Annotated in this window: 15 protein-coding genes and 1 pseudogene; 11 read left to right on the top strand and 5 right to left on the bottom strand. The window is 73.0% G+C overall.

Annotated features, from left to right (window positions below; all coding sequences use genetic code 11):
- The first annotated feature begins 5 nt into the window (after positions 1 to 5).
- Positions 6 to 1,292 (top strand): alpha/beta hydrolase, encoded by a 1,287-nt coding sequence (locus ABZ883_RS04445; protein WP_360901246.1) that lies wholly within the window; start codon positions 6 to 8, stop codon positions 1,290 to 1,292.
- Positions 1,293 to 1,331: 39 nt separating this feature from the next.
- Here the strand turns inward: ABZ883_RS04445 and ABZ883_RS04440 are convergent, their stop codons facing one another.
- Complete coding sequence (locus ABZ883_RS04440; RefSeq protein ID WP_360901243.1) at positions 1,332 to 2,837, bottom strand: metallophosphoesterase; 1,506 nt, start codon at positions 2,835 to 2,837, stop codon at positions 1,332 to 1,334.
- Positions 2,838 to 3,018: 181 nt separating this feature from the next.
- Here ABZ883_RS04440 and ABZ883_RS04435 point away from each other — a divergent pair, with 181 nt between their 5' ends.
- The 3 genes from ABZ883_RS04435 (at position 3,019) to ABZ883_RS04425 (ending at position 6,576) form a co-directional block, all read left to right on the top strand.
- Entirely contained in the window at positions 3,019 to 5,079 is a 2,061-nt protein-coding gene (locus ABZ883_RS04435; protein WP_360901240.1) for a SpoIIE family protein phosphatase, read from the top strand.
- Between the two features lie 77 nt (positions 5,080 to 5,156).
- Entirely contained in the window at positions 5,157 to 5,888 is a 732-nt protein-coding gene (locus ABZ883_RS04430) for a hypothetical protein (RefSeq protein ID WP_360901237.1), read from the top strand.
- A gap of 466 nt (positions 5,889 to 6,354) precedes the next feature.
- Positions 6,355 to 6,576 carry a cold shock domain-containing protein gene (locus tag ABZ883_RS04425; protein WP_360901234.1) on the top strand — a complete coding sequence of 74 codons (222 nt, stop codon included), beginning with the start codon at positions 6,355 to 6,357 and terminating at the stop codon, positions 6,574 to 6,576.
- A gap of 10 nt (positions 6,577 to 6,586) precedes the next feature.
- Here ABZ883_RS04425 and ABZ883_RS04420 read toward each other — a convergent pair whose 3' ends face one another.
- The gene (locus ABZ883_RS04420; RefSeq protein WP_360901231.1) at positions 6,587 to 7,027 is read right to left on the bottom strand and encodes an Lrp/AsnC family transcriptional regulator; all 441 of its coding nucleotides are present in this window, start codon (positions 7,025 to 7,027) and stop codon (positions 6,587 to 6,589) included.
- A 5-nt stretch (positions 7,028 to 7,032) separates the two neighbouring features.
- A pseudogene (locus ABZ883_RS04415) lies at positions 7,033 to 8,259 on the bottom strand (transaminase).
- Positions 8,260 to 8,748: 489 nt separating this feature from the next.
- Here ABZ883_RS04415 and ABZ883_RS04410 point away from each other — a divergent pair.
- Positions 8,749 to 8,958: a heavy-metal-associated domain-containing protein gene (locus ABZ883_RS04410; protein ID WP_360901228.1), complete on the top strand. Its 210-nt coding sequence runs from the start codon at positions 8,749 to 8,751 to the stop codon at positions 8,956 to 8,958.
- Positions 8,955 to 11,240 (top strand): heavy metal translocating P-type ATPase, encoded by a 2,286-nt coding sequence (locus tag ABZ883_RS04405; RefSeq protein WP_360901226.1) that lies wholly within the window; start codon positions 8,955 to 8,957, stop codon positions 11,238 to 11,240. Before ABZ883_RS04410 ends, ABZ883_RS04405 begins: the two co-directional genes overlap by 4 nt.
- Positions 11,241 to 11,269: 29 nt before the next feature.
- On the opposite strand, the gene ABZ883_RS04400 is transcribed toward ABZ883_RS04405, so the two are convergent.
- Positions 11,270 to 11,689, bottom strand: a complete 420-nt coding sequence (locus ABZ883_RS04400; RefSeq protein WP_360901223.1) for an SsgA family sporulation/cell division regulator — start codon at positions 11,687 to 11,689, stop codon at positions 11,270 to 11,272.
- Positions 11,690 to 11,903: 214 nt separating this feature from the next.
- On the opposite strand from ABZ883_RS04400, the gene ABZ883_RS04395 reads away from it, so the two are divergent.
- Together ABZ883_RS04395 and ABZ883_RS04390 are read left to right on the top strand one after the other, a co-directional pair.
- Positions 11,904 to 13,076, top strand: a complete 1,173-nt coding sequence (locus ABZ883_RS04395) for a winged helix DNA-binding domain-containing protein (protein ID WP_360901220.1) — start codon at positions 11,904 to 11,906, stop codon at positions 13,074 to 13,076.
- Positions 13,077 to 13,143: 67 nt separating this feature from the next.
- Positions 13,144 to 13,332, top strand: coding sequence for a hypothetical protein (locus ABZ883_RS04390; protein WP_360901217.1), 189 nt, complete (start codon positions 13,144 to 13,146; stop codon positions 13,330 to 13,332).
- 33 nt (positions 13,333 to 13,365) lie between these two features.
- On the opposite strand, the gene ABZ883_RS04385 is transcribed toward ABZ883_RS04390, so the two are convergent.
- On the bottom strand, positions 13,366 to 15,582 hold the full coding sequence (locus ABZ883_RS04385) for a D-alanyl-D-alanine carboxypeptidase (RefSeq protein ID WP_360901214.1): 2,217 nt from the start codon (positions 15,580 to 15,582) through the stop codon (positions 13,366 to 13,368).
- Between the two features lie 484 nt (positions 15,583 to 16,066).
- Here ABZ883_RS04385 and ABZ883_RS04380 point away from each other — a divergent pair, with 484 nt between their 5' ends.
- The 3 genes from ABZ883_RS04380 to ABZ883_RS04370 all read left to right on the top strand — a co-directional run bounded on the left by ABZ883_RS04380 (position 16,067) and on the right by ABZ883_RS04370 (position 18,305).
- Positions 16,067 to 16,777 carry a GPP34 family phosphoprotein gene (locus tag ABZ883_RS04380; RefSeq protein WP_360901211.1) on the top strand — a complete coding sequence of 237 codons (711 nt, stop codon included), beginning with the start codon at positions 16,067 to 16,069 and terminating at the stop codon, positions 16,775 to 16,777.
- Positions 16,778 to 17,054: 277 nt separating this feature from the next.
- Positions 17,055 to 17,912, top strand: a complete 858-nt coding sequence (locus ABZ883_RS04375) for a helix-turn-helix transcriptional regulator (RefSeq protein ID WP_360901209.1) — start codon at positions 17,055 to 17,057, stop codon at positions 17,910 to 17,912.
- Positions 17,913 to 18,095: 183 nt separating this feature from the next.
- The gene (locus ABZ883_RS04370; protein ID WP_360901206.1) at positions 18,096 to 18,305 is read left to right on the top strand and encodes a DUF397 domain-containing protein; all 210 of its coding nucleotides are present in this window, start codon (positions 18,096 to 18,098) and stop codon (positions 18,303 to 18,305) included.
- The last annotated feature ends 378 nt before the right edge of the window (positions 18,306 to 18,683 follow it).

The raw sequence follows: 18,683 nt of genomic DNA, 5'->3' as shown, positions 1-18,683 counted from the left end.
AGACCATGAAGAAACGCAGCGCACGCACGACGCTGACGACGCTGGCCGGCGTACTCGCCCTCCTGGCGGTGCCCGGCACCGCGCGGGCCGCGGACGGGGGCCAGGGGCCGGACCGCGGCCGGCAGGGCGTGAGCGAGGTGCTCTACAACCTGGGCGACGAGGCGTTCCGGCCGCCCAAGTCCCTGGGCTACGTGGGGAACAACGAGCTGGACGGGGCGGTGTACGTGCCCGCCGACCTCGCCGAGGGCCGCCACCCGCTGATCGTGATCGAGCACGGCATCCACGCCACCTGCGCCGACGCGGACGCCGCCCGGGACCTGGCCGCCGCGAAGGCCGCACTGGCGCGGGACGAGGAGACCGGCGACACCGCCGACGCCGAGAAGCAGCAGGCGGTCATCGACGCCACCGTCGCCGCCCTGTACGCGTGGCCGTGCGCGCCCGGCACGGACCAGATCCCCAGCTACCGGGGCTACGACTACCTCGGCCGGGACCTGGCGCGCCGCGGCTTCGTCGTGGTCTCCATCGGGACCAACGGCATCAACTCCACCTCCTTCGGCCAGGCCGACACCGTCTACCAGGCGCGGGCGAAGCTGATCGAACGTCACCTGGTGATGTGGCGGCAGCTGTCGCAGTCCGGCGGGGGCCCGCTCAAGGGCGCGTTCACCGACGCCGCTTCGGGACGCGCCACGACGGTGGACTTCCGCGGCCACGTGGACCTGGGCAATGTGGGGCTGATCGGGCACTCCATGGGCGGCGCCGCCGTCATGCAGGAGATCGACGACCCGAACCGCACCTCCTGGCCCCGCGGCGTCACGATCCGCGCGGCGTTCGCCCTGGCCCCGGCCGCGACATGGGACGAGGTCACCGTCACCAGGACGCCGTTCGCGGTGATGTGGGGGACGTGCGACACGACCAACGGCGGCACGTACGTCGAGCAGAACGCGGCCCGCAACAAGGTGCCGATCACCAAGTTCACGCTGACGGGCGGGGTCCACAACTTCTACAACACGCAGTGGTCGCCGGCCGGCGGGCAGGTCCTGTCGGAGGACGAGTCCTTCCCCGGCAGCCGCCCCGGCACCTGCATGGCGCAGTTCCCCGACGCCGACTACCCGCAGCAGGACCAGGACGAGCTGTCCGAGCGGCAGCAGCGCCTGCTCACCCGGGACTACGTCGGGGCCTTCTTCGCGCACCATCTGCTGGGCGACCGCCGGTACGACGCCGTGCTGCGGGGCGAGGAGCGCTTCCCCGGCGCACCGGACGTGGTGGACGTGCGCTACGACGCGGGCAAGTAGCCGCGCGGCCGAGGGGGTGCGGGACGCGCCCGCGCCCCCTCAGGCACCGCCCGGCAGGGCGATGGTGAAGTCGTCCTCGACCGGCGGGTCCAGTTCGTGCTCCCGCAGCCCCGTGGCGGCGAAGCAGCGCACGCGTATCGCGGCGGGGCTCACGTCCAGCCGCAGGAAGCTCTTGAAGAACGGCGGGCTGTAGGTGGCCGAGCCCGGGGAGAGCAGCCGGGTGAGGACCCTGCGGACGGGCAGCCGCATCCGCCGCTTGCGGTGCGGGCGGGGCGGCGCCCCCAGCAGGCCCGCGACGAAACGGGTGCGCGCGGTGACGGGCGCACCGGTAACGCGCGTGGGCTCGACGCCGAGGCGCTCGGCCAGGGCCGCGGCCGCCTCGTCGGGAGTGAGGTCGAACAGGCGGCGCAGGCGCAGGCGGCGGCCGTAGAGCCGGCTGTAGAACGCGAGGGAGTCGCCGCGCATCGGGTAGCAGCGGAAGGCGTCCTCGGTGACGCCGCCGACCGCCACGCGCGGGATGGTGTGGGTGGCGTGCATGAAGGCCCCGCCGCCGCCGGAGACGACGTACTCGATCCGGCGGCCGTCCACGTCGACCGGGTAGTGCTGGTAGTTGTGGATGTCGCCGCCGATCGCCGCGACGTAGTGGTGGGCCGGGTCGCGGACGATCTCGTCGACCGTGCCGCCGCCCTCTATCGCGCACGGGTGGTGCTCGCCGTCCACGTAGATCGGGGAGCCGGTGACCAGGATCTTGGGACGGGGGCCACGGGAGACCCGGCGCAGCCACTCGCCCTGCTCCCGGTCGATGCCGCCGAGGAGCCCGGTGTCGATGCCGATGATCCGCACCGGCCCGGAGTCCATCGCCCAGTACGGGCCGGGCAGCGACGCGGCCTGCGCGGGCGCGGACCGCATGCGGCGGTCCTCGTCGAGCCGGGCGTCGTCGGGGGTGTCCGGCCGCGCCCACAGCAGGGTGCGCCACCAGGAGGGGCCCAGCGCGCGGGGGCGGGGGGCGGGCGGGAGCGCCGGGGCGCGGCAGAAGACCCGCATGAAGCCGGTGAGGCCGTCGTACCAGTCGTGGTTGCCGGGGATGGGGTAGATCGGGGCGTCGTAGTCCCGGTAGGGCCGGAAGAACTTGGTGCCGTACTCGTTGGCGCTGCCCACGGGGTACAGGACGTCACTGCAGAGCACGGCGTAGCGGGTGCCCTCACCGGCCTTCAACAGGCCGGGGACCACGGCGTACTGGGGGTCGTCGCCCTCGCCGGTGTCGCCGAGCAGGAGGAACGAGAACGTGTCGGGGTCGTCCCGCTCGACCGCCAGGTCCGCACCGGCGGCCCCCCGTTCCACCTGGCCCGCGACCCAGCGCTGCCGGTCCCGGCCGGTCGGGTCGCCGAACAGCGACGCCAGGGGGCCGTTGCGCGCCTTCCACAGCGTGGCCGGGTTCAGCCACGACAGGTTGACCACCCGCTCGGGCATCAACTCCTGGTACGAACCGGGCTTCTGACTCTCCCAGCCGGCACCGGCCAGGGAGTCGCGGGAGGAGTCGGACACCCGCGCACCCTAGCAACCGGAGTTGAGCCTCCGGTGCGCCGGGGACCGCCCCCGCCGCCCGCCCGCCGCCTCCGGTGGCGGAGCCGTGCGGGCGGTGTATTTACTGAGAGGTGGTGGCAGCCGCACCCGAGGAGCCGAGGTCAGCCATGGCGCCGGAACGACGAGACGGCCGGGCGGGGGAATGAGCACGGGTCCCGTGGCGGAGGCCGCGGGCAGCTTCGAGAAGGCCCTCTTCGACCAGTCGCGGGCCGGGCTCGAGGTGTACGACGCAGAGCTGCGGGTACTGCGCGCCAACCCCGCGTCGCTGCGCATGCGCGGCATGCCGGCCCGTTCCGTGATCGGTGCGCAGCTGGAGGAACTGGACTCCGGGATCCCCCTGTCACCGGTCGTGCGGGAGGCACTGCGGACCACCGGCACACTCGTCGAGCGGCCCGTCGCCGCGTATCCGGGGGGCGATCCGGAGCACCGGCACGAGTACGACGTCGCCGGCTACCACCTCCAGGACGGCGGCGGCCGCACCATCGGCGCGGCCTGCATGTTCCACGACGTGACGGGCCAGGGGCGCGTCCGGCGCGGCATGGACCTGCTGAACATCGCCCGGGCGGGCATCGGCAGCACCCTGGACCCGCTGCGGACCGCGCAGGAGCTCGCCGACGTCTCCGTGCCCTGCTTCGCCGACGCCGTCGCCGTCGACCTGCTGGAGTCCGTGCTCACCGGCGACGCCCCCATGGGCCCGATCTCCACCGCGCTGCCGATGCGGCGCGCCGGGTTCAAGGCCCGCGAGGGCCAGGTCGGCGCCTATCCGATGGGCGGCGCCAGTTACTACGCGGTCCCGACCCCGTACACACAGGCGCTGGGCGATCTGCAGCCGCGTCTGGTCGGCGTGCTGCCGGAGAAGGGCGGGTGGCTGGTCCACGACCGGGCGCGGGCGGAGTTCATCGCCCAGAGCGGCATGCGTTCGCTCATCGTGATGCCGCTGACCGTGCACGGGCTGGTGATGGGCCTGGCCAGCTTCTACCGCAGCGGCGCGCGCCCCGACTCCTTCGACGAGCAGGACCTGGCCCTGGCCACCCAGCTCGCCGCGTGCACCGCGCTGTGCCTCGACAACGCCCGCCGCTTCACCCGTGAGCACACCATCGCGACCGCGCTGCAGCGGAGCCTGCTGCCGCGCACACCGCCGCAGGTCGCGGCGGTGGATCCGGCGCACTGCTACCTGCCGGGCCGCTACGGCGCCCACTGGTTCGACGTGCTGCCGCTGTCCAGCTGCCGCGTGGGGCTGGTCATCGGCTACGTCCCCGGCGAGGACCTGCACGCCTCGGTCGCCATGGGACGGCTGCGCACCGCCGCGTCCACGCTGGCCGCGATGGACCTGCCGCCCGACGAGCTGATCACCCACCTCGACGACGTGGCCCAGAACATGGCCCGCGAGCAGGACGCCGACCCGGTCACCCTGCACCACGCGCGGGCGCCGTTCACCGCGTCCTGCCTGTACGTGACGTACGACCCCATCACGCGGCAGTGCTCGGCCGCCACCGCGGGGCACGACGGCCCGCTGCTGACCACCCCCGAGGGCGCCGTCAGCTTGCTCGACGTACCGCGCGGGGCCCCGCTGGGACGCGGCACCCCGTACGAGATGACGACCACGGAACTGCGGGACGGCAGCCTGCTGACCCTGCACTCGGACAGCGTCGCCGACCGGTACCCGGCCGAGGCCGGGGAACGGCTCAGCCGGCTCTGCGACGTGGTGTCCGACCCCGCGACCGCGCCCAGGGACATCTGCGACGCGGTCGCCTACCGGCTGCTGCGCGGCACCCCGCAGGACGGGGCGGCGCTGCTGGTGGCCAGGGTCCGCGGCATCGACCCGGACCGCATCGCCACCTGGACGTTCCCGGCCGAGCCCCCGTCGGTCCCGCAGGCCCGGGCCGCGGCACGGGACCGGCTGGCGCACTGGGGTCTGGAGGAGCACGTGCCCGTCACGGACCTGGTCGTCAGCGAGCTCGCCACGAATGTCGTCCGCCACGCCGTGGGGCCGATCCGGCTGCGCCTGATCCTCGACCTCAATCTGACCGTGGAGGTGTCCGACGCCGCCGACACCGCCCCGCACCTGCGGCACGCCCGCCTCCAGGACGAGAACGGCCGCGGGCTGTTCATCGTCGCCTCCCTCACCCGGCACTGGGGGACGCGCTACGAGGACGACGGGAAGACCATCTGGGCCGAGCAGGACCTGTCGTCCGCGGCCTGACCCGGGCGGGGCGCCGAGTTCGCGGACCCCGGGAAAACCGGGTGTGTGTGCGAACCGCCCTTGGTAGCTTCACCGGTGTGCCGAAGCTGAATCAGATCATCGCCGTGGAGAAGGGCGTCAAGTCCAAGTCCCTCCAGGAACTCACGCGGGCCCATCACGACGTCCAGAAGCCCGCGCTGCTCGCCGGTATCGCGCGGACCTACCAGCCGAAGGACGAGGAGGGCGAGCAACTGCCGCCCGAGTCCACCCGGGTGCAGGTCAAGGCCGAGGACGTGCTGCGGACGACGGCGGCGACGCTGACCCGGCTGTTCGACGTGACGGCGACGAAGGACTGGGCGAACCGGTCCGCGGCCGCCGACGTGACGGTGGACGGCCGTGTCGTGCTGGCGCAGGTGCCGGTGCCCTATCTGCTCTTCCTGGAGAAGCAGTTGACGGACCTCCACACCTTCATGCGCAAGCTCCCGGTCCTCGACGCCGCGGAGTCCTGGCACCCGGACCCGTCCACGGACTGCTGGAAGACCGAGCCGGTGCGGACGATCCGCACGAAGAAGGTGCCCCGCAACCACGTGAAGGCGGAGGCCACCGAGAAGCACCCGGCGCAGGTCGAGGTGTACTACGAGGACATCCCGGTCGGTTACTGGACGACGGTCAAGTTCTCCGGTGCGCTGCCCGCCCGCCGGGTGAACGAGCTCCTGGACCGGGTCGAGAAGCTCCAGCAGGCCGTCAAGTTCGCCCGCGAGGAGGCCAACGGCGCGGAGGTCACGGACCAGCGCGTGGGCGACGCCGTTTTCGGCTACCTGTTCGGGTAGCCGCGGGAACGCCCCCCGTGCGAGCGGGGGGTGCGCGTGAGAGCGCAAGCTGAAACTGAACGTCGAAGCTGATCCAGGGGTGGCAGTTGAAGGTTCGAATCCTTCCCCCGGCACCGCGTGCCGGGGTGGCCCAAGCCGGCAGAGGCGGCCCCGTCAATCTCAGATTCTCGCTCCAGTCTCAGTATTCGCCACCGAACGCCGGATCGACCGAGTGCGGACGACCGTCGACGGATGTGGGTTCAAGTCCCGCCTGCGCCTCTTCGCGGCGCGGTAGTTCAACGGCAGAACACGTCGACCTCAGAATGATCCGCGGCTCTTAAACGCCGCCGGTGTGCGCAATTGGGTGGCATCCCAGGAGCCCGGGAGCTGGATACGCTCCCGGGTTCCGTCACGTCCGGGGGCGGGGCGCGGCGGTACGGGTGAACAGCGCGGGCCGAATGCCGTGGGGGCGCCTACGCTCGGCCTCATGGCGAACGCGACCGTACGCGAGTGGGACGACGAGGCGGGCTGGGGCGTGCTGGACTGCGCCGAGACGCCCGGGGGATGCTTCGCGCACTACGGCAACATCGAGATGGCCGGCTTCCGGACGCTGTCGGCGGGCCAGTCGGTGGTGCTGGAGTGGGAGGCCCCCGGCTTCCGGCAGGACGGGTACGACTACCGCGCGCTGCGGGTCGTGCCGAAGGGCTGAGCGCCAGGCGTCAGCCCACGTCCCACAGGAAGCGGTGGGTGTGGATGCCGAAGTACGGGAAGGTCTCGACGCCCGTGACGCCGTCGAGGGGCCGTACGACATCGTTGACGAAGTCCAGCAGCTCGGACGGGCCGGGGCAGACGACCTCGGCGAACAGCGCGTAGGGCCCGGCGGTCAGGACGGCGTAGACGACCTCGTCGCGGGCGGCGAGGGTGTCGGCCACCGCCCGGGGGTCGCCGTCGACGCGCAGGCCGAGCAGCGCCATGGCCTGCCCGCCCATCGCCATCGGGTCGGTGACGCCGACGACCTGCACGACCTTTCCGTCGACGAGCCGCTGCAGCCGCTGGCGTGCGGCCGACGGGGAGAGCCCGACCTTGGGGCCGAGGTCGGCGTAGGGGATGCGGCCGTCGGTCTGGAGTTCGCGGAGGATCGCGCGGTCGATGTCGTCCACGGAGGTCAGCCTGCCAGTTCCGCCAGCGCGTCGGCGAAGAGGGCGGTGTGGGTGTCGACGTCGGCGGCGGTGGTGTCCGGGCACATCAGGGCCATGTTGTGGAACGGCGTCAGCAGGACGCCCCGGTTGGCCGTCCACAGGTGCAGGAAGTCCTCCAGTTCGGGGTCTGCGGCTGCGGCCGACGCGGTGCCGGTGCGCGGGGCGGGCGAGGCGAAGCGGTACTCCGTGCGGGCGCCGAGGGTGCTGACGGACCAGGGCAGGCGGTGCTTGGCGACGGCGTCCTCGACTCCGTCCGCGAAGCGGGCGGCGAGGGCGGACATCCGCGTGAACGCCTCGTCGGTGAGGACGTGTTCGAGGGTGGCGCGCATGGCGGCGACGGACAGGGCGTTGCCGGCGAGGGTGCCGCCGACGCCGCCCATGTCGACGAGGTCGAGGTCGGCGCGGCCGAGGAGCCGGTCGGCGAGTGCGGCGGACAGGCCGTAGGCGCCGGCGGGGACGCCGCCCGCGACGGCCTTGCCGATGGTGAGGATGTCGGGCTCCAGGGACCAGGCGGCGGTGGCGCCGCCGGGGCCGGCGGAGAAGGTGTGCGTCTCGTCGTTGATCAGGAGCACGTCGTGGCGGCGGGTGAGGGCGCGGACGCCGTCGAGGTAGCCGGGTTCGGGCAGCACGATGCCGATGTTGGTGAGCGCGGGTTCCATGAGGACGGCGGCGACGTCCCCCTAGGCGAGTTCGCGCTCCAGTCCCTCCAGGTCGTTGAACTCCGCGACGCGGCTGGTCAGGGTGATGTCGCAGGGTGCGCCGACGTTGCCGGGGCGGCTGACGCCGCCGTGTCCGCCGGGGCCGGTGACGATCAGCGACTCGTCGACGCTGCCGTGGTAGCAGTAGCTGTTGACGAGGATCTTCCGCCGTCCGGTGACGGCGCGGGCGAGCCGGATCGCCCAGCGGTTGGCGTCGGTGGCGGTGAGGGTGAAGGACCAGCGCGGCAGGCCGAAGCGGCGGGCGAGTTCGGCGCCGACCCATTCGGCGTCCTCGGTGGGCAGCATGGCGGTGGCGCCGCCCTGTTCGCGGAAGCGGCGCTCGACGGCGGCGGCGACGGGTTCCGGGGAGTGGCCGGCCATGGCGCCGGTGTCCCCGAGGCAGAAGTCGACGTAGCTGTGGCCGTCGATGTCGGTGACGCGGGCGCCCCGGGCGCCGGCGAGGTAGCGGGGGAAGGCGCCGGCGGTCTTGTTCATCCAGGTCATCGGTACGCGTCCGAAGAGGTGGTCGGCCGCTTCGTAGGCGGCGCGGGACTTCGGGTTGCGGGCGACGGCGTCGGCGGTCTCGCGGGCCAGCAGTGCGCGCAGCCGGGTGCGGTCGACGGACATGGGCGCTGCCTCCTGTGCGGTGGGTGACGCGACGCGGTGACGCTACTGCGGAATCGAGCGTCTCATCAATGCTTTGCGCGTGAATCGCGCGATGGAACGCCGTATACGTGATGGCCCCGCACGGGAATGGCACCTCGGTAGCACCGATCGCCGCATCCCGGCCGCCATTGGCCCATACGCCCGTTGATCGTTCCCGGCGGTGCTTTCCTTGACGTCGCGGGCGCCGCGCGGGACACGGACCGCCGGCCGGCACCCCGCATGCCCATACCCCTAGGGGGTATAGTGTGGTCATCGGGTGGACGGCCGCGCGATCCTCGCCGCCCACCGGAACACGCACTTAACGCACGAGGAGAACCCATGTCTGTCACCTACAGCGTCTCCGGGATGAGCTGCGGTCACTGCGAGTCCGCGGTCACCAAGGAGGTCTCCGCCCTCCCCGGCGTGACCGGGATCGAGGTGGACGCCAAGACCGGTCTGCTCACGGTCGCCTCCGCCGCCCCGCTGGACGACGACGCGATCCGCGCCGCCGTGGACGAGGCGGGCTACGAGCTGGTCGGCAGGGCATGACTCCCGCGGATCGCCCGCAGGTCCTCCCGCCGGTCGCCACGGCGCCGGTCACCGAGCTCGAACTCGAGATCGGCGGGATGACCTGCGCCTCGTGCGCCGCGCGCGTGGAGAAGAAGCTCAACCGGATGGACGGCGTCACGGCCACCGTCAACTACGCCACCGAGAAGGCCAAGGTCGCGTTCGGTGACGGCATCGGCGTGACGGACCTGATCGCCACCGTGGAGGCCACCGGCTACACCGCGGCCCTACCCGCGCCGCCGGCCCCCGCCGCGGCGCCCGGCGACCCCGCCGGCGCCCCCGCCGCGCCCGACGAGCTCACCACCCTGCGGCAGCGGCTCGTGACCGCGGTCGTGCTGGCCGTGCCCGTGATCGCCATGTCGATGGTCCCGGCCCTGCAGTTCACCAACTGGCAGTGGCTCTCGCTGACGCTGGCCGCGCCGGTCGTCGCGTACGCCGCGTGGCCCTTCCACCGGGCCGCCTGGACCAATCTGCGGCACGGCGCCACCACCATGGACACGCTGATCTCGCTCGGCACGCTCGCGGCCTTCGGCTGGTCGGTGTGGGCGCTGTTCTTCGGCGAGGCCGGGATGCCCGGCATGAAGCACCCCTTCGAGCTGACCGTCGCCCGCGGCGCGGGCTCCGCGAACCTCTATCTGGAGGTCGCCGCCGGCGTCACCGCCTTCATCCTGGCCGGGCGCTTCTTCGAGGCCCGCTCCAAACGCCGCGCGGGCGCCGCGCTGCGCGCCCTGATGGAGCTGGGCGCCCGGGACGTCGCCGTGCTGCGCGACGGGCGCGAGGTGCGGATCGCGACCGCGGACCTCGCGGTGGGGGACCTGTTCGTGGTCCGTCCCGGCGAGAAGATCGCCACCGACGGCGTCGTACGGGAGGGGACCTCGGCCGTCGACGCGGCCATGCTGACCGGTGAGTCGGTGCCCGTCGAGGTCGGTCCCGGGGACTCCGTCACCGGCGCCACCGTCAACGCGGGCGGACGGCTGGTCGTGGAGGCCGTCCGGGTCGGCGCGGACACCCGGCTCGCGCACATGGCGCGGCTCGTGGAGGACGCGCAGAACGGCAAGGCCGCCGCCCAGCGGCTCGCCGACCGCATCTCCGCGGTCTTCGTGCCCGTCGTGATCCTGCTGGCCCTGGGCACGCTCGGGGTGTGGCTCGCGCTGGGCGAGGGCGCCGTCGCGGCGTTCACCGCGGCCGTCGCCGTCCTGATCATCGCGTGCCCGTGCGCGCTCGGCCTGGCCACGCCGACGGCCCTGATGGTCGGCACGGGACGCGGGGCGCAGCTCGGCATCCTCATCAAGGGTCCCGAGGTGCTGGAGACCACCCGCCGGGTCGGCACCGTCGTGCTCGACAAGACCGGGACCGTCACCACGGGCGTCATGACCCTCACCGGCGTGCACCTTGCCGACGGCGAGCGGGAGGACGAGGTCCTGCTGCTGGCCGGCGCCCTGGAGGACGCCTCGGAGCACCCCATCGCGCGGGCTGTCGCCCAGGCGGCCCGCGAGCGCGCCGGCGACCTGCCGGGCGTGGCGGACTTCCGGGCGCTGCCCGGCCTCGGCGTCCAGGGCACGGTGGACGGCCGGGCCGTCACCGTCGGCCGCCAGGCGCCGCCGGCGCCGCTGCCGGAGAAACTCGTCCTCGCCAAGGCACAGGCCGAGGCGCTGGGCGGCACCGTGGTGACGGTCTCGTGGGACGGGCGGCCGCGCGCCCTGCTGGTCGTCGCGGACGCGGTGAAGCCCGGCAGCGCCCGGGCCGTGGCGATGCTGCGCGAACTCGGCCTCACCCCGGTGCTGCTGACCGGGGACCACGAGGCCGTGGCCCGCTCGGTGGCGGCCGAGGTCGGCATCGACGCGGCGGATGTCATCGCCGGGGTCATGCCGGAGGAGAAGGTCGCCGTCGTGCGGCGGCTCCAGGAGCGGGGCCGGTCGGTCGCCATGGTGGGCGACGGCGTCAACGACGCGGCCGCTCTGGCCCAGGCGGACCTGGGCCTGGCCATGGGCACGGGAACGGACGCGGCCATCGAGGCGAGCGACCTGACCCTGGTGCGGGGCGACCTGCGGGTCGCGGCGGACGCCATCAGGCTGTCGCGCCGCACCCTGGCCACGATCAAGGGCAATCTCTTCTGGGCCTTCGGCTACAACGTGGCGGCGCTGCCGCTGGCCGCCGCGGGCCTGCTCAACCCGATGATCGCGGGCGCGGCGATGGCCTTCTCGTCGGTCTTCGTCGTGGGCAACTCCCTCCGGCTGCGCGGTTTCCGGCCCCTCGCGGACTGAGTCCGGCGGCGGTCCGCGCCGCGGTCGCCTCACTCCTCCCCGAGGAGCGAGGCGATCACGGCGTCCATGTCGACGCCGCGGAACTCGTGGCCGGGCGGGACGGCCTCGTAGACCCGGGCCAGGAAGATCCGCAGGTCGGTGGTGGCGACCTCGACGAGGGCGACGCCCGCGGGGGCGCGGAACTCCAGCACCGTGCGGTCCGGGCCGGCGGGGCGGACGTGGACGTCGCCCTCGCCGGCCGGTTCGTAGAGCCCCGTTGTGAGCAGGCCGCGGGCGAAGACCCAGGTCACCTCGGCGCCGTCGAGCGACACCGAGGGCGGGAAGGCCATGCGCGCCGCCAGCGGGTCGTCGCGGTGGTAGCGCAGGGTCGCCGTGATCTCGTGGCCCTCCGGCCCGGACTTCGGGGTGTGCAGGCGGGCCTGGACGATGTGGTCGATGTCGGTGAGCATGGCTGGGTCCTCCGGGGGTGCCGTGCCGGGTCCGGTGTGCCTTCCGTCGGGGGATGAGAGCGTCAACCACCCCGTGTCTTACGCGGGTTGGGGGACGACTTACGGCGAAGCGATGTGACCTGCGTCACACCGCGCGGCGGCGTTGTCGGTGCCCCGTGCCACGATGACCCCGTGGCGCCCGCCCGGACGCCGCGGGACACGACGGGGGTGGGCCATGGGCGCGCGGCGCGAGGTCGGGGCGGAGGAGCGGCGGCACCGGATGGCGGCGCGGCAGCGGCTGACCGCCGACGGGCGCTCGGAGCGGCCGGAGGAGGCCGCTGAGTCGCTGGTCGCCCTGCACGGCACGGACCCGGCGACGGTCTACCTGTCCGCCGCGGCCCGGATGCGCGTCCCGGACGCGGCGGCGATCGACCACGCCCTGTACGAGGAGCGCAGCCTGACCCGGCTGCTCGCGATGCGCCGGACGATGTTCGTGGTCACGGCGGACGCCCGGCCCCTCGTCCACGCGGCGGCGGCGCACGCGATCGCCGCGGCCGAGCGCCGGAAGCTGACGGCCTGGCTCGCCGAGGGCGGCGGCTGGGACGAACGGTGGCTGGCGGAGGTCGAGGACGCCGTCCTGGCCGCCCTCGCCGGGGGCGCGGAGTCCACGGCGGCGGAACTGGCCCAGCGGGTCCCGCGCCTGCGCGAGCAGGTGGTGGCCGCCCGTGGCAAGCCGTACGAGGCGACGCAGAACGTGTCGAGCCGCATCCTGCGCGTGCTGGCCGCCGAGGGCCGGATCGTACGGCGGCGCCCGGTGGGCGGCTGGACGAGCAGTCAGTACCGCTGGGCGGCCGGCGCGGTACCCGTGCCGACCCCCGCCGGCGAGGCGCGGGCGGAACTGGTGCGGCGCTGGCTGGCGGCGTACGGGCCGGGCACCGAGGCCGATCTGAAGTGGTGGACGGGGTGGACGCTCACCGAGGTCCGCGCGGCGCTGGCCGCGGTCGGCGCGGAGCCCGTCGGACTGGCGGAGGGCGCCGGCTACCTGCTGCCGCAGGACACCGCGTCGGAGCCCGACCCCGGGCCGTGGGCGGCGCTGCTGCCCGCGCTCGACCCGACGCCGATGGGCTGGCGGGGGCGCGACTGGTACCTGCCGGAGGATCCCGCGGACCGTGCCGCGCTCTTCGACCGCTCGGGCAACATCGGCCCCACGGTGTGGTGGAACGGCCGGGTGGTGGGCGGCTGGGCCCAGCGCGCGGACGGCGGCGTGGCGCACCGCCTGTTCACCGACCCCGGCCGCGAGGCGGCCGCGGCGATCGATGCGGAGGCGGCCCGGCTGCGCGGCTGGCTGGGCGGCACCCGCGTCACGCCCCGCTTCCGGACACCGATGGAACGCGAACTGTCGGCCTGAACCGCCGTCACCCTGGGTATGCCGCACCTGACGTTCGGTACGCAGAGCTGACAGTGGAGGTGAACCCATGGAACAGGTGGCGGTGTTCTGCGGCAGTTGCGACTGCGGCTGTCCCACCCTGTACGTGGACGAGAGCGCGCCGCCCGAGCAGAGGGTCGTGATGACCGACGACTTCGGGCAGCGCGTGCGGATGAGTTCCGACCAGTTCCGTTCGCTGGTGGAAGAGGCGAAGGCGGGCCGGCTGGACCACGTCTAGCGGTCCGGCCGGCCCGCCTTCGCGGGCGCGCCGTCAGCCGAGGCGGGTGAGCTTCGAGCCGAAGGACGGCTGGGTCAGGTCGCGTTCGAGTGCGACCGGGACCTTGATGCTGCTGTCGCCGTTGCCGACGGTGAGGGTGCCGATCGTGGTTCCGGCCGGCGCGTTGTGCGGGACGCCGCCCTTGGCGGCGACGACCGAGATGTCGACCTTCAGCCCGGTCCAGCCGATCGCGGTGACGTCCTTGGTGGCCACGACGCGCGTCCGGCCGCCGAGGCCGTCGTCGATGTAGCCGACGACGTCGCCCTTCTTGATCACGGTGTCCGAGGCGAGGGTGGACAGGGCGGCCTGCAGCAGGGTGCTGCTGCGGTTCAGCACGGTGTCGATGATGGGTGCCTTGTGCTGCCCCAGCATCGCGCCGATGACCAGCTGCTTCGTGCCGCCGATCTCACGGACCGCCGCGAAGAGCAGATTGCCGCCGGCCTTGGTGCTGGTGCCGGTCTTGATGCCGACGACGTTGTCGTAGCCGGCGAGCTGGTTGTAGTTCTTCTGCTTGTCGCCGTTGATGTCCGTGTACTCGATCTTGGTGGCGATCTCCGCGAACACCGGGTTCTTCATGGCGGCATGACCCAGCTTCACCTGGTCGCTCGCCGTGCTGACGGTGGTCGCGTCCAGGCCGCTGGGGTCGGTGTAGTGGGTGTTCTTCATCCCGAGTTCCTGGGCGGCGGCGTTCATCTTCTTCACGAACGCCTTCTCCGAGCCGGCGTCCCAGCGGGCCAGCAGGCGCGCGACGTTGTTCGCCGACGGCAGCATGACCGCCTCCAGCGCCTCGTACTCGGTGAGCTTCTGCCCGGCAGTCACCTTGACCACGGACTCCTGCTCCGCCTGGCCGCTGACGAACTGCTCCTCGGCCGTCTTGTCGACCGGGACCGTCTCGCCGTCGCCGCCCTTCTTGATCGGGTGGTCGCGCAGGATCACATAGGTCGTCATGACCTTCGCGACGCTGGCGATCGGCACGGACTTCTCCTCGCCGAACGCGCCCAGCCGGCCCAGGCCCTCGGCCTCGACCACGGCCTGGCCCTGCGGCGGCCACGGCAGCGAGAGCTCGTCGCCCTCGAAGGTGTACGACGACTTCGCCGTCAGGGTCAGCACGGGCGCGGGCAGCGGGCGCAGCGCCTGCACCAGGACGAAGACCACCGCCAGCAGCACCACCACCGGCGTCCAGATCTTCACCCGGCGCACGGTGGTGCGCAGCGGGGTCTGCACCGGCGGCGGGGTGTTGGTCAGCTCCGCCAGCAGCTTGAGGGGTTCGTCCGGCTCGGGCGGGAGCGGCATCTGCTTGGTGCGCGAGCCCAGGTCCTCGGCGGCCGGGCGGTCGTCGCCGACGAGCGGGACAAACGTTCCGCCCGGCCGGGCGGGCGTCGCCACGGGAGCGGAGGCGGCGGGGCGTGCGACGGCCTTCCCGGCCGTGCCGGAGCCGTCGGTACCGCCGGTGCCGCCCGTCCTGCCCTTCTCCGGCGCGGCGGCCGGGGCGCCCGGCGCCCTGAGGGTGAGCGTTCCCTCGCGGGGCGGGACGTCCGCGCCGTCCGCGCGCGGCGCACGCAGCGTCATGGTGCCCTCGCCGGTCCGCGGACCCGCGCCGGGGCCCCCGAACCAGCTCCCTGAGCTGTTGACATGGCGGGGGGTCACCTGGGACGGGTCGCCGGAGTCGTCGCCCCCGGCGGAGGCCGCGGCCTCGCCGGTGTCGTCAGTGCCGCCGGTGTCGCCCGTGTCGCCGGGGCCGTCCTCGTCGCCCTCCTCGGCCACTTCCGCGGCCACGGGCTCTTCCGCACCGCCGTCCGGGTCCGCTCCGGCGGCCGTCCCGTCCGGTCCGCCGGAACCCTCCGGGGCGTCAGAACCCTCCGGGCCGCCCGTGGCAGCCGCGCGGTCCGCGTCCCCGGGGCGTTCCGCTTCGCCCGCGGGCTCCTCAGGCGCCGCTGTGGCGGCCTCGGGCGCGTCGTCCGGCCCGCCGGGGCCCCCGGCGGCTTCCGCTTCCGCTGCGGCGCCCTCAGGGGCTTCCTCGGGGGCGTCGGCCGCCGGTCCGGAGCCGGAGCCGGTCGCGTCGTCCCGGTCGTCGCGGTCGTCCTGCCCGGAGCGGGCATCGGCGGGCACGGCCGCCGCAGCGCCTGCGGCGTCGGTACCGGATTCGCCGGGGTTCCCCCCGTCGTCCTCCGGAGAGGTGTCCTCGGCGTCCGGCGCAGTCCCGTCCGGCACATCGTCCGGGTCCGCTCCGCCGTCCGGCGTACCGGGACTACGCCGCTCCGGTTCCGCCGCCGCATCCGCCCCGGCCGCCGCGGGCGGCTCCGGCGCGGACTCCGGTGCGTCCGGAGACGTTTCCGCAGGCTCCCCTCGGAAGACCGCGAGCCGGGGATCCACCGCCCCGCGCCCGGTCGCCTCCCCGGACGACTCCTGCTGATCCGCCCTGCCGGGGGACTCGCCCGCCACGCAGACCTCCTCCACACGTCGTGCGGAGCGCCGCAGCGGCGCCCCGCTCACCCATACACCAATTCCCGGGCCCCGGCAGAACAGCCTCCTCGGGACCCGCCGACGGGACACCTCGGCCGTCCCCACGACGGCGCCGCCCCGGTCCAAGACGCAAACGACATATGAGTCGGTTCCCGCACGAACGGGCAAGGCGCTCTCGACAGGCCGGTGTGAGAGGCGTCACCCTGTCATTCATCCACGCGGGGAGGCATGGATGGGCAGGAGCCGCAGAACACTTCCGGAGGAGCTGTTGCTGCTCGCCCTGGACCCGGCCACGGGTACCACGGCGCAGCCGCAGTCTCTTGACCTCGGTCTTGCCGGGGCACAGCTAGTGGAGCTGTGTCTGGCCGGACGAATAGCCCCTGACGGGGATCGTATCGCCGTGGTGCACCCACGGCCGACAGGAGATCCGACCCTGGACTCCGCGCTCGAACTGCTGCGCCGACGCGGCAGCCCGGTGCGCGCCGTCCACTGGATCGGCGGGCCCCGCCTGGGGCTGCGCCAGACGTATCTCGTGCACCTGGAGCGGTGCGGCATGGTGCATGCCGTTCCGGGCCAGATGTGCGGGGTGCTGCCGACCACGCGCTATCAGGCGACCGACAGCGAGGTCAGCCGGGAGATCAGGGCCCGGCTGGACAGCGCGATCCGCACCGGTGTGCCACCGGACCCGCGGACCGCCGCCCTCGCCGCGATCGCCCATGCGGTGGGCCTCGGCAAGCATCTGTACCCGGGCAACGAGGGCCGGTCCTCGCGATCGCGTCTGCGTGACCTGATCCGGTACGACCCCATGGGCGGCCTCGTCGCGCACGCCGTGATGGATGTGCAGAACGGTGCCGCCGCACCGCCCAAACGCGCCCCCGCCCAGGGGCGCCCCGCACCGGACCGGGCGACGGGCCACGGCATGGTGCGGGCGGGCGCCCGCTGAACCGCGGTGCCGGGGTCAGGGCCCCGGCACCGGCGACAGCAAGCACGGCCAGGTGCGCAGCGGCGCGCGGGACGAGGAACCGGTTCGCCGGTCCTCGTCCCGCGCGCCGCTGCCGTTTGTCGGCTCTTTTGAAGAGCGCAGCATACGACCATTTCCCAGCGGTGGGATGACCGATAGTGGCAGTCTGCTGACCAGCAGTACACGTCAGCTCACGTGCACGTGTCTGCGGACATCAGCGCAGAACACGCAGCCGCTCGCAACCGGAGGTGCGCATCCCGTGGCCGCCAACGTCAATCCCACCGTCAGGCGTCGCCGACTCGGGTCGGAACTGCGCAAGTTGCGCGAACAGAAGGGGATGACGGCCGAGGAGGTCGCGGCCCGGCTGCTCGTCTCGCAGTCGAAGATCAGTCGGCTGGAGAACGGCCGCCGCAGCATCAGCCAGCGCGACGTCCGCGACCTGTGCGGGGTGTACGGGGTCGACGACGCCCGGCTGGTCGACTCCCTGATGAACATGGCCCGCGAGTCACGCCAGCAGGGCTGGTGGCACGCCTTCGGCGACGTCCCGTACAGCGTCTACATCGGCCTGGAGACCGAGGCCGAGTCGCTGCGCGTGTACGACTCCCTGGTGGTTCCCGGCCTGTTGCAGACCCGGAACTACGCGGCCGCCGTCATCGAGGGCACCCTCCCGGAGGCCACCCCCGAGCAGATCGAGAAGCGGATCGAGATCCGGCTGCGCCGCCAGGAGCGCGTCACGGACCCGGACCTCCCGCTGCGCTTCTGGGTGGTCATGGACGAGTCGGCGCTGCGCCGCGTCGTCGGCAGCCGGGACGTCATGCGCGAACAGCTGGAGTACCTGGCCCAGATGAGCACGCAGGCGCACGTGACCGTGCAGGTGCTGCCGTACGAGGCCGGCGCCCACCCGGGCATGTCGGGCAACTTCGCGATCCTGGAGTTCGCCGACGCGACCGACTCCAGCGTGGTGTACATCGAGGGCGTCACCAGTGACCTCTACCTGGAGAAGCCGACCGACGTGCACGGCTACAGCGTCATGTACGAGCACTTGAGGGCGCAGGCGCTGAGCGCCGAGGCGAGCCGGGTGTTCATCGCGGACGCCGCGAAGGAGTACGCGCGCTGACGGTGCGCCGCACTTCCGGTGGTGAGAACCGGCGGCCCAGGAGCGTACACCCGCACCACCGCAAGACGGAAGGCGAACTTGGAATATGCCACCCGTTGGAGGTAACAGCGGCTGTGGCCAGTGATGTTGGCGAGTAGCTTCGATCACGTCAGAGCTGCACGATTGAGAAAGCTCGGAGCGATCATGGCTATTCAGCTCGGAAACACCAAGGCGTGGGTCAAGTCCTCGCGCTCCCAGGGGAACGGGGCCTGCGTCGAGGTCGCGTCCCGTGACCTCTCTCTTGTCGATGTCCGCGACTCCAAGGACCCCGACGGCCCCACCCTCGGTTTCGCCCCCGACGCCTGGTCGGCGTTCGTCACGGACGTGAGCCGTGGCGCCTTCGACCTGGACTGAGCGCCACCGCAGTACCCGCACGAGCCCTCTCGACCGGCACGCCGTCCTGGCCGAGGGGGCTCACTGCTGTCCCGGGCCCTGTGCGGACGGTCCCCGCCGGTGAACGCGGGCTGGACCGATGTGTTGACATCCAGGGGAGAACAACGGGTCGTTCCGGCGAAGTACCCGCCCATCGTGGGCTGCCCGGCGTGTTCACGACAACGTCAAGTAAGGTCAAGAACAGGTAAAACAATTCTTCCATCTGATCGCTGTTCATACTTCTGAACGCGACTGGTCTTGACCATGCCCCCACCGCGCGGTTCAATCTGGGGCGCCGCCCCGCGACGGACGTACCGGCGAAGTACGCACCCGTTCACAAGGCGGACCCCTGAAGGGGGC

Origin of the sequence: Streptomyces sp. NPDC046977 (genome assembly GCF_040644455.1) — a bacterium.
GTDB lineage: Bacteria > Actinomycetota > Actinomycetes > Streptomycetales > Streptomycetaceae > Actinacidiphila.
Note: the sequence above shows the minus strand (reverse complement) of the source record. Positions and strands in the feature narration are given on the sequence as shown.